Below are 10,057 nucleotides of genomic sequence, written 5' to 3' on the forward strand. Positions count from 1 at the left end.
ACCGTTCCTCATCAGTGAGCAGGAGTGAGTCTTGGACCCATTCCTGGTCACTGCGGACATCCCGAACGGTTTTGGGTGTCCTGGTCGCCCGCGTTCGCTCCGCGTCCGGCGGCACGGATCGTGTCCGTGGTCCGGGGAAGCGGGGGCGGGGTTCCTCACACCCAAGGGTGCCCGGTTCGGCCTGGACGCTCCGATGCCCCTGCTCATCACTCCGGTGAGCAGGGGGCGGTGCCGTCCGTCGCCGGATCGGGTGCCCTTGGGCGCGCCTGCCGATCGCGATGCTCGCGGCATCGTGTCGGGTGGTCTTACGGTTCTTGGAGGTGAGGGGCTTCTGCCAGTGCTGTGCGCCCCATTTGGAGGTGTAGGCAGGGTCGACGGCGGTGATCGCGATGCCGGTTGCGCCGGCCATAGAGGTGAGGCGGGCGCGGAGTTTCCCGGTGGGCATGCCGGAGATCAACTGCCGGAAGCGCTTCTTGCGGCCGTGTTTCTCGCGGGTCTTCTCCGCCGTGAAGTCCAGATCCTCGACCGCGATAGTGGCGACGCCACACGTCTTGGCCCAGTTCAGCAGCCTCGACAGGGCATGCCGGATCTGGGCGTCCCGATGATCCGCCGACCCGCTGAGGTCGTAGGCGAAGCGGCGGGGCTGCCCGATCGGGTTGCCGTGCACGTCAAGACGGTAGGCGGCAAGGTGGTCGGCGTTCGTATCCACACCGATCACCCCGTGCGCGAGGGCGGCCTCGATCAGGATGGTCTTGGTGGGCTGGTACTGCCACGAGGCGGTCAGGTACCAGCGGCCACGGGCCATGTCGTAGTGGATGCGGTAGGCCACGGCCCGGTTCGCTTCGATCCGGTCGGCCCACTCCTGCCCACGGTGGGGGAAAGTGACCTTCGCGGCGAGGACGCACCGGCCGTGTTCGGCGTTAGCCAACTCGGCCAGCGGGGCAGGCAGCTTGACCGACACTTCGCCGTCCGGGGTGACGCGGATCGTCTCGTTCCCGAACCTTTTGCCGGACTCGCCATCAGCTTGGAGGAACCAGCGTTCCGCTTCCCAGCATTCCCGCCACTCAGGCTCGGTGAGCTGCGCTTTGGTGAGGTTGTGGCGGGTGTTGAGCAAACGTTTGCCACCCCGTGCTACCCGCACACGGCCCTGCTCGCGGTCGGCCCGCACCGCATCAAGCCGGTCCTGAAGCAGATACAGGCGGCGCGTCTTGGTAAACCACTCGCTCTTGGATCGGTAGCCGCCGGGGCCGCGCTTGGTGCCCTTCTCCCCGATGGGCTGCGACAGCCGGTGCCGAATCGTCTTGATACCCGCTTCGAGGTTCGCCAGGTGCGCGGCCTGCCCGCGCCGAGCGAGCGCCCACTGATCATGGGTGGCCTTCGTGATCGCACCGGCCCACCGCGATGACGACACCGGCGTGAGTTCCCGCTTCCGGGACGCCCACGTATCCGTGGAGTGCTCCAGCCCATCCGCGCAGCGCGCCTTGAGGTCCTTCGAGGCGAGCGATCCCAGATGCGCGCCGACCAGCCGCAGGACCTTCTCGTCCTCGGGCGTGAGGTGCTTGAGCCGGTCGCGCATCGCCACACCAGACGGGCCGAGCACGACGAACGACGGGGCGATCGTGCGCAGTCTCCTGGAGTCAGCCACGTTCGGCGGCCTCCAAAGCCTTGCGGGCGCGGTTCTTCGCCGACCGGCGGCCGTACAGGCGGGCACAGAACGACGTCAGGACATCCACGATGTCCTGGACCAGGCCGTCTGCCACCTCACCGTCGTCCAGCACGACCAGGCGACGCCCGTGCGCGGACAGGGCCGCCTCGACCAGTTCGACGTTCATCCGGCCGAGCCGGTCTTTGCGCTCGACCACCACCGTGGTCACATCCGGGTCTGCCAGCAGGCACTTCGCCTTGCTGCGCGAGCCGTTCACGCCAGAGGCGATCTCGGATTCGACACGCACCACCTGATGCCCGGCCTTCGCCGCCCATGCGGACAAGCGGGCGACCTGGCGTTCCAGGTCCGCCTTCTGATCGTGCGAGGAGACGCGGGCATACAGCCCGATCCCGCCGACCGCTTCGGGGGAAGTATTCGCGTCGATGTTCACCAGGATCGTGCGCGGCCCGACTCGCTGAGCCGGTACCGGCAACGTGCCCTCGCGGAACCAGCGATAGGCGGTGTGCGGATGCACACCCTGCGCTAAAGCCCACTCCTTGAGGTTCATGACCACACGCTAACACACACCAAAAGGCACCAAATGGCAGTAAAATCCGGGGAGTTCGTCACCCCTCCGCGTGCAGATCGGAGATGAACGCGACGCCGACAAGAGGGGCGCCCGGGTCCAGGCGCCCCTTTCCCGGGATGCCGGGACTCACTCGCCGACGGTTCCCAGGGTGCCGGTGGTGCGGAACGCGTCCGTGGTGTTCAGGCCGAGGCGCGCCGACCAGGTCAGGGCGTCGTCGAGTGGGGCGTCGTCGTCGGCCAGGCGGGCGGCGGCGAGGGTCGGCGGCGCCTTGCCCTCGTCCAGCAGGGTGGTCCACTGCCGCGCGGTGAGGGCCAGGTAGCGCAGGTCGGGCAGGTCGGCCAGGGCGGTCAAGTCGCGGACGGCGGCCCGGCAGAGGTCCAGGCCGCGCAGGTTCGGGACGGTGCGCAGCGGGGCGATGTCGATCGGGGTGGTGGTCGCCAGGTCCAAGGAGCCGAGGTGGTGGTGGCCTTCGAGCGGGGTCAGGTCGCCGCCGTCCAGGGTGACCCGTACGGACTCGACGGGCAGCGCGCGAATCGGCGACAGGTCGGCTGTCGCACAGCGATTGAGGTGCAGCCGTCGCAGGTTCGGGGCAGCGGTGAGCGGGGCGAGATCGACCGGGCCGGTGGCATCGTTGATGTGGATCGCCTGGAGGGTGGGCGGGACCTCGGCGGGGATCTCGCCGACGATCATCCGGGGACCCGGGGTGCGGGCGGTCTCCCGCAGGGAGATGTGGTCGCCGTGCTTCTCGTAGGCGCCCCGCTCCAGCAGCTCCAAGTGGTAGCCGAGCAGCGAGGTGATCGAGCCGGCGACGTGGGCCGGGCCGTCGTCGTAGTCGCGGCCGATGCCGATGACCTGGCCGGGGCGGCCGTCGCGGGCCGGGGAAAGGTCCACCGCCAGGTAGTTACCGTCCTCGCCGGTGGCGAAGGGCAGCCAGGCCGGATGCCCGCCGCAGCGCCGGACGGTGCGGGGCGGGTCGGCGTCGAAGACGACCGAGTCCCAGGCCAGTTCCCAGCCGAACCAGGCCGGTTCGCGCTGGTCGGCATGGATGGCGACCAGGTGCTTCAGCGCGAGCCAGGCCATGCCTCCGAGCAGGTAGCGGTGCTCGTAGCCGATGCCGTCGCCGTCGGCGATCGAGTACAGCGCCCGCAGGTCGGCGGGCAGGGGCCGGCCGATGCGGCGTTCGGCCTCGTCGAGTGCGGCGGCGGACGCGGGCGGCGGCAGTTGCTCGGACCGCCCCAGGATCGCGGCGCGGCGCTCCATGTACGCGTGGAAGCGCGCCACCGCCAGCTGTGGGTCGCCCTCCGGTGCGGCCGTGCCCTCGTCCTGCGCGGAGCCGGGCTGGGGCAGCCGGTAGCCGGGGTCGAGGACGGCCTGGAAACCGCCGCGCCGTCCGCGCAGGCTGGTGATCGCGTCCGCGATCGCGACCAGCCCGTACTCTCCGGACGGCCGGCACACGATCTCCAGGCTGGTGCGCTCCCAGCCCCGGACCTCCCGCAACGCCTCCCCCAGCCTGCCCAGCTCCAGGAACGGGCTGTGCACGGGGTTCCGCCACAGGGGCGCGCCGGGAACGGCGTAGCCGCCGGATACCGAGACGCCGCCTCCGCCCGCCGTGCAGCCCAGCACCGCCCGCGTCCAGCCCGCCGGCGCGTCCGCGACGATCTCCTCGACGATCCGCCGTGTGGCCCGTTCAACCATGTCATGCTCCTGTCGTTCGGCCATGTACCGCGGGATCAGTTCACCGTCCCGGCCGGGTGACTGCTCCGCCGGGCGCCGCAGCCACCACCCCAGCCGCGCGACTCGCCCTCGCCCTGGTCGCAGTGCACGCAACGAGGGTCGCCCAGATCGGCATCCTCGCTCCACGGCGCCGATGTCGGCAATCGCCGACCGACGATCGCAGGACGTGCCCGCCCGCTCGACGACCTCACCCTTCGCGGAGCCGCGGCGGCACGGGTTTCAGTCCGTCCAGGGTGAGGTCGAGGAGGCGTTCGGCTTGCTCCCGCTGCTCGGGCTTGGCAGAGGTGAGGGCGATACCGGCGAGGGCGGCGAACATGTCGGTCGGACCGATGTCGGACCGGATCGTTCCGGCAGCGGTACCAGCGTCCATGAGGGAGGAGAGGGCGGCCTGAATCATCTCCTGACTGTCGGCGTAGGGGTTGGTTCCCGAGGCGACGACGGCTCGCAGAGCGTCGGCCATGCCGAGTTTGGCGGTGGCGTAGTCGATGAAGCGGCGAGTCCACGCACGCAGGGCCTCACGTGGCGACATCGCCGCAAGAAGGCCGGGGACGGCGTCGCACAGCCGGGCCACTTCGTTGCGGTATGCCGCCTCGATCAGGGCCTCCCGGGTCGGGAAGTTGCGGTAGAGGGTGCCGGTTCCCACGCCCGCTTCTCGGGCGATGCGCTCGAAGTGCGCGTCGAGTCCGTCCTCGGCGAACACGCGCACCGCGGCGGCCAGGATCTTGTCCCGGTTGCGCTGCGCGTCAGCCCGCAGCGGACGTCCTGCATCTCGGGCCATCAACAGCTCACTCCTCATCACCATTTGCTAAGTGGAGGCGCCGCCACTTAGGGTGAATGAAGTGGCGGCGCCTCCACTTTCACTGTAGGGCATGAGCCTGCCCTCATTCCCTTCCGGAAGGACTGCCCGTCATGTCGGGAATCGGAGGCAAGGTCGTAGCGATCACGGGCGCCGGCAGCGGCATCGGCGAGGCGACCGCGCTCCTGCTCGCCGAGCGCGGCGCGAAAGTCGTCCTCGGGGCACGCCGTCCGGAGCGTCTTGAGGCCCTGGCCGCCCGCATCGAAACGGCCGGCGGTGATGCCGCCTGGGCCCGCACGGACGTGACCCGACGCGAGGACCTCTCCGGCCTCGTCAAGCTGGCACGCGACCGGTACGGCAAGCTCGACGTCCTCGTCAGCAATGCCGGGATCGGTCTGATCTCCCGTCTGGACGACCTGCGCGTCGAGGACTGGGAGGAGATGATCGACGTCAACCTCAAAGGGGTCCTGTACGGGCTCGCCGCGGCCCTTCCCGTCTTCCGGGAGCAGGGCTTCGGGCACTTCGTCAATACTGTGTCCACCGCCGGACTGCGCATCGTGCCGCTCCAGTCGGTGTACGCCGGTACGAAGAACGCCGTGCGCACCATCTCCGAGGGCCTGCGGCAGGAGGCCGGCGACAGCCTACGCGTGACCGTCGTCTCGCCCGGCGCCGTTCGCACGGACTTCGCAGAGCGCATGGATCCGGCCGTGAAGGACCGGATCGACAAGATGATGGAGATCGCTCTTTCGCCGGACGCAGTGGCCCGCGCCATCGCCTTCGCCATCGAGCAGCCGGACGGTGTCGATGTCGGTGACATCGTGGTTCGCGCCACCGCCCAGGGGTAGGTCTGCGCAGCCATGCGGCCCACTCCCGCGTCGTCGGTGATGACGGACGGTCGGCCGCCGTGCTTGCCCTGCGGGCCGCCGCGTCGAGTCCTTCGAGGGTCGACTCCCGGATGTTCTCCCGCACGGTCTCCGCCATCGCCGCGAAGAACGCGAACAGCGGACGGCCGGGCCCGCTCGGGGCGTACATCCCGGGCAGCGGCCCGGCGAGCATCTCCAGGACCGGGCCGTGGGCGGTCAGGTGGTCGGCGAGCGCGGTGGCGCTCGCGCCGGCTTCATGAGAGATGACTACGGCTGTCTCTCGGTGTCCGCGAGGGTGGCCCATCGGCGGGCGATGCGTCGGCATGCCTGTGCGAGTTCGGGCGGGTGGAGGTCGGTGAGTTCGGTGTCGAAGGTGGCGAGGATCCCGGCGACGCCGGCCCAGGACCAGGCACCGAGGGTGAGCCGGCAGTGCTCGGTGTCGAGGTGTTCGACGACCGAGCCACCTGGTGCCCAGCGGGCGACGACGTCGGCCGGCAGGTTGAGTCGCGCGGTGCCGGTGCACTGCCAGGCGGCGAGGGTGTCGCCGCGGTCGTGACTGCTCATGACGAAGCGGGCGAGGTCGCCGTGGGGGAGCTCGCGTGCGCCGAAGGGATGTGTCGTGGGGCGGGGTCGGAGCCGGTCGACACGGTGCACTCGCCACTGGTCGTCTCCGAGGTCGTAGGCGACCAGGTACCACCGGCCGGCCCAGACGACCAGATGGTGGGGCTCGACGCGCCGGGCGGGCAGGAAGTCGTCGTCGCCGGTTTCGGGGCGTGAGCCATCGGCGCGGAGCGTTTCGGTGACGAGGACGTGGCGGTGGCGCACCGCGGCTCCCACGGCGGTGAGCGTGGCCGGGTCGATGGGGGGTGCCGGGAACTCCCAGTAGTTCTGCAGCCTGGTCAGACGTAGGGACTCCATGGATGCCCGTAACGCCGCGGGCATGGCCTGTTCCAGGGTGACCAGCGTCCGCGCCGCCTCGTCGCCCAGGCCGAACACGGTGCTGGGCGCGGTCTGCAGGGCCACCGCGACCGCGAGGGCCTGATCTCGGTCGAAGACGAGTGGTGGGAGGGGGTGCCCTGCGCCGAGCCGGTATCCGCCATCGGGTCCGTGGACGGTGGTGATCGGGTATCCGAGCTCGCGCAGCGTCTCGATGTCCCGGCGGGCGGTGCGCTCACTGACTCCGAGCCCGTCGGCGAGCTCGCGCAGTGGCCACAGTTGGCGCGATCCGAACAGGGACAGGAGCCGCAGTGCCCGCCGTGAGGTGCTCGCCATCGTCCCATCATGACCGGTGGTGGCCACTCGGTGTCCACCACCGGTGTCACGGTGGGGCCGTGCAGGCAAGCAGTGGCGGAAGAGGACGGTTCGGTATGCGTGTTGTCGTGGTCGGTGGTGGGATCGGTGGACTCGCGCTGGGGGCGGGATTGCGCCGCCGGGGGTACGAGGTGGCGGTGTTCGACCGCGACACCGACGTGGCGGCGACAGGCGGTTACCACATCACCCTGGACGAGCGGGCCCAGTCGGCGCTGCGGGAGTTGGTAGCGCCGCAGATCATGCGGCGGCTGCTGGCGTCGGCTTCGGCGCTGCGGCTGCGCGACCGCGACGCGTTCTGGGACCGTCGCGGCCGGCTACTCGGCCGAGGGCCGGATCTCAGCGGCGATGCCGGCGTCGATGTCGATCGCATCACCCTGCGCATGCTGCTGGCGGAGGCGGTCGGCGATGACCTGCGTCTGGGGCGGACCGTCTCCGGCGTCGGCCAAGGCGACGACGGCGCGCCCCGAGTGCTGTTCACGGACGCCGCAGCTGTCTCGGCGGATCTGGTGGTGGGCGCGGACGGCACCCACTCCCTGGTTGCCCAGCACCTGGCGGGAGGCCCGGCGAACAGGCCGGCGGGCCTCATCGGGTTCTCCGGCCGTACTCTGCGCAGCGACTTGAGTCCCGGTGAACAGCGACGGCTGGGACCACGATCAGGGCTGGCGATCGGCCCGCGGGGGGCGGCGTTCTACGTCGGCTTCCTCGACCCGGTCGGCAACGCCGCGCTCGACGCCCCCGAGCTGCGGATGTCCGTCACCACCGGCCCCACCTACATCTGGGGCGCCATGTTCCCCGAATCCGCCGCGACCGACTCCCTACGCGACCTGCGCGACGGCGCGTTGCGGGCCGCGCTGGCGAGACGGTTCCGTGAGCGGGGCTGGGCCGAGCAGACACTGGAGGTCATCGCCCGCGCCGCCCCGCACAGCCTGGCCGCGTACCGCTTCAACGCCGCCTCGACGCGCGCCGGCGATCTCGCACCATGGCCCGCGGGCCGTATCACCGCGCTCGGCGACGCCGTCCACGCGACACCACCCACCGCCGGAATGGGCGCAGGCGCGGCCATTCGCGACGCCGCCGCCCTGCTTCGGCATCTGGGCGACGTCACTGACGGCGGTACCCCGCCGACCCAGGCCGTGCACCGATTCGAGGCGGGCATGCGCCGGCGCGGCAGCGAGATCCTCACCCTGGCCATGAGAACCGTCCGCCTGGTCCTGGCCACCGACACCACACTCGGCGCCGCCGCTACCGCCGTGACCACCCCGATCCTGGCCGCGGCGGCCCGGCTGCGTCATTGACGATCAGTGTCGGTGCAAGCCGCGCGGCTCGGTCCTCGCGGCTGTCGTCATCGTCGTCCAGCTCCAGGCCGTGTCCGGCGGATCTTGGGCCGCGGGCTGTCTTTGCCGCCTGCGGCGGGCGCGTCCTCAATCTCCCCCAGCTACCGCTGGGAGGTGCCCCCAGAGGGCTTGATTCGGCCGGGCTCAGCCCGCTTCAGCCCGTTGGGGGGCATCCCCAGCGGTAGCTGGGGAAGATTGAGGACACCGCCGCGCAGCGGTGGTGCGGACGAAACGGCTCGCAGCACCCGCTCGCATGATCCGCCGGACACGGCGTAGCGCGTCCGGGTCACGCAGAGGCCGCAGCCCCTCTTCCGCCAGGCCGGCCCCGGATGGCCGTCGAGGGGTGGAGGCCCGCACTCGCCGGTCTTCGGCGGCAGCGGGCCGCGGGGGCAGCCACGGCACCCGGCTACGGGCGGCGGCGGGGCTTGCCGCCCTTGGTTCCCTTGACTCCCTTGCCGCCCTTGACTCCCTTGGACGTCTTGGAGCCGCCCGCGCCGCCCCGGCGGCCCCCGGCGGCCGGCTTGCCGCCGGACTTGCCGACGGGCTTGCGCTGGGCGCCGCCGCCCGCTTCGGCGCGCTTGTCCTTCTTCGGCTCGGCCGGGGTCCGGGGACGGCCCCGGGAGCTGTTCACGGTCCGCCCGCGGACGATCCCGATGAACTGCTCCACCAGGTCGGTGGTCTCCTCCTCCGGCCACGACAGCGCGACGCGCGAACCCGGCGCGTCCGTCAGCGGCCGGTACGTGAGGTCCTTGCGGTGGTGCAGGCGGGCGAGGGACTGCGGCACGACGAGCAGGCCCACTCCCGCCGCCACCAGCTCGATGGCGTCCGCCGTCGTGGCGGGGCGCTCCTTCGCGGGCTGCCCCGGCGGGCGCTCCCAGTCGAGGGTGTCGTCGAGGGGGTGCAGCACGAGCTCGTCGGCGAGGTCCTCGGCCGAGATCTCGTCGACCGCCGCCGCGACGTGGTCCTTCGGGATCACGACCACGGTCGTCTCGAGGTAGAGGGGGATCGCGCTGAGGTCCGTACGGTCGATCGGCAGCCGGACGAACCCGGCGTCGGCGCCGCGGGCCCGCAGGACGTCGGCCGCCTCGGCGGCGGAGACCGGAATGAGGGTCAGCGGGACGTCGGGCAGCCGCTCGTTCCAGATCCGCACCCACTTCGTGGGCATCACTCCCGGGACATAAGCGAGCCGGAACGAAGGGGATGTTTCCGAGCCTGTCACTCCGCCAGGCTACCGGTCGTGGTCGGAGGTAGCGCACGCGCTCGAATACCCTTGACACCATGACGTCGCACAAGACCACCCAGACCATGAAGCCCGCGACCGCGGCGCAGAAGCTGGGTGTGTACCTCCCTGCCACCCCCGCCGAGTTCCAGGAGGGTGCCGTCTCGCGCAGCGAGCTGAACGCGCTGCAGACCGATCCGCCCGAGTGGCTGCAGGAACTGCGACGCAACGGCCCGCACCCCCGGCCGGTGGTCGCCGCGAAGCTGGGCGTCTCCATCGCCGGTCTGGCCCGTGGCGGAGTCACGGACGCGCTGACCACCGAGCAGATCGACGCGCTGAAGACGGACAACCCCGAGTGGCTGCAGCACGAGCGCGCCACCCAGGCCGAGGTCCGCAAGGAGACGGTGCGGATCAAGGAGAAGAACGCGGCCAAGGAGAAGGCCGCGGCACAGGACGACAAGCCCCGCCGACCGCGTTCCTGAAGACCGTCCGCGTGGCGGACGACCGAGCACCGATCGATGCTGCCGGTGATCGCTCACCCTTGGGGTGAGCGATCACCGGCAGCA

Annotated in this window: 10 protein-coding genes; 4 read left to right on the forward strand and 6 right to left on the reverse strand. The window is 71.0% G+C overall.

Features of this window, described 5'->3' with window-relative positions; genetic code table 11:
* The 4 genes from J7E86_RS25075 to J7E86_RS25090 all read right to left on the reverse strand — a co-directional run.
* A partial coding sequence (locus J7E86_RS25075; protein ID WP_215084494.1) for a transposase occupies nt 1-1,576 on the reverse strand: 1,576 nt, incomplete at its 3' end.
* Nucleotides 1,577-1,637: 61 nt separating this feature from the next.
* Complete coding sequence (locus J7E86_RS25080) at nt 1,638-2,213, reverse strand: IS607 family transposase (protein WP_215084475.1); 576 nt, start codon at nt 2,211-2,213, stop codon at nt 1,638-1,640.
* A 147-nt stretch (nt 2,214-2,360) separates the two neighbouring features.
* Nucleotides 2,361-3,929 (reverse strand): SMI1/KNR4 family protein, encoded by a 1,569-nt coding sequence (locus J7E86_RS25085; RefSeq protein WP_215084477.1) that lies wholly within the window; start codon nt 3,927-3,929, stop codon nt 2,361-2,363.
* A gap of 226 nt (nt 3,930-4,155) precedes the next feature.
* On the reverse strand, nt 4,156-4,746 hold the full coding sequence (locus J7E86_RS25090) for a TetR/AcrR family transcriptional regulator (protein ID WP_215084479.1): 591 nt from the start codon (nt 4,744-4,746) through the stop codon (nt 4,156-4,158).
* A 131-nt stretch (nt 4,747-4,877) separates the two neighbouring features.
* Between J7E86_RS25090 and J7E86_RS25095 the strand changes: the two genes are divergently transcribed.
* Together J7E86_RS25095 and J7E86_RS32130 are read left to right on the forward strand one after the other, a co-directional pair.
* Nucleotides 4,878-5,609, forward strand: a complete 732-nt coding sequence (locus J7E86_RS25095) for an SDR family oxidoreductase (RefSeq protein ID WP_215084482.1) — start codon at nt 4,878-4,880, stop codon at nt 5,607-5,609.
* Between the two features lie 59 nt (nt 5,610-5,668).
* Nucleotides 5,669-5,887, forward strand: coding sequence for a hypothetical protein (locus tag J7E86_RS32130; protein ID WP_215084484.1), 219 nt, complete (start codon nt 5,669-5,671; stop codon nt 5,885-5,887).
* 7 nt (nt 5,888-5,894) lie between these two features.
* Here J7E86_RS32130 and J7E86_RS25105 read toward each other — a convergent pair whose 3' ends face one another.
* Nucleotides 5,895-6,899: a YafY family protein gene (locus J7E86_RS25105; protein ID WP_215084486.1), complete on the reverse strand. Its 1,005-nt coding sequence runs from the start codon at nt 6,897-6,899 to the stop codon at nt 5,895-5,897.
* Between the two features lie 95 nt (nt 6,900-6,994).
* On the opposite strand from J7E86_RS25105, the gene J7E86_RS25110 reads away from it, so the two are divergent.
* Nucleotides 6,995-8,233, forward strand: a complete 1,239-nt coding sequence (locus J7E86_RS25110; protein WP_215084488.1) for an NAD(P)/FAD-dependent oxidoreductase — start codon at nt 6,995-6,997, stop codon at nt 8,231-8,233.
* Between the two features lie 445 nt (nt 8,234-8,678).
* On the opposite strand, the gene J7E86_RS25115 is transcribed toward J7E86_RS25110, so the two are convergent.
* A complete protein-coding gene (locus J7E86_RS25115; RefSeq protein WP_215084490.1) occupies nt 8,679-9,491 on the reverse strand; it encodes a LysR family substrate-binding domain-containing protein in 813 nt (270 codons plus the stop codon).
* A gap of 59 nt (nt 9,492-9,550) precedes the next feature.
* Between J7E86_RS25115 and J7E86_RS25120 the strand changes: the two genes are divergently transcribed.
* Nucleotides 9,551-9,973: a DUF5997 family protein gene (locus tag J7E86_RS25120; RefSeq protein ID WP_215084492.1), complete on the forward strand. Its 423-nt coding sequence runs from the start codon at nt 9,551-9,553 to the stop codon at nt 9,971-9,973.
* Nucleotides 9,974-10,057 lie beyond the last annotated feature (84 nt).

Source organism: Streptomyces sp. ISL-11, assembly GCF_018614525.1.
In the GTDB taxonomy this organism is placed as follows: domain Bacteria; phylum Actinomycetota; class Actinomycetes; order Streptomycetales; family Streptomycetaceae; genus Streptomyces.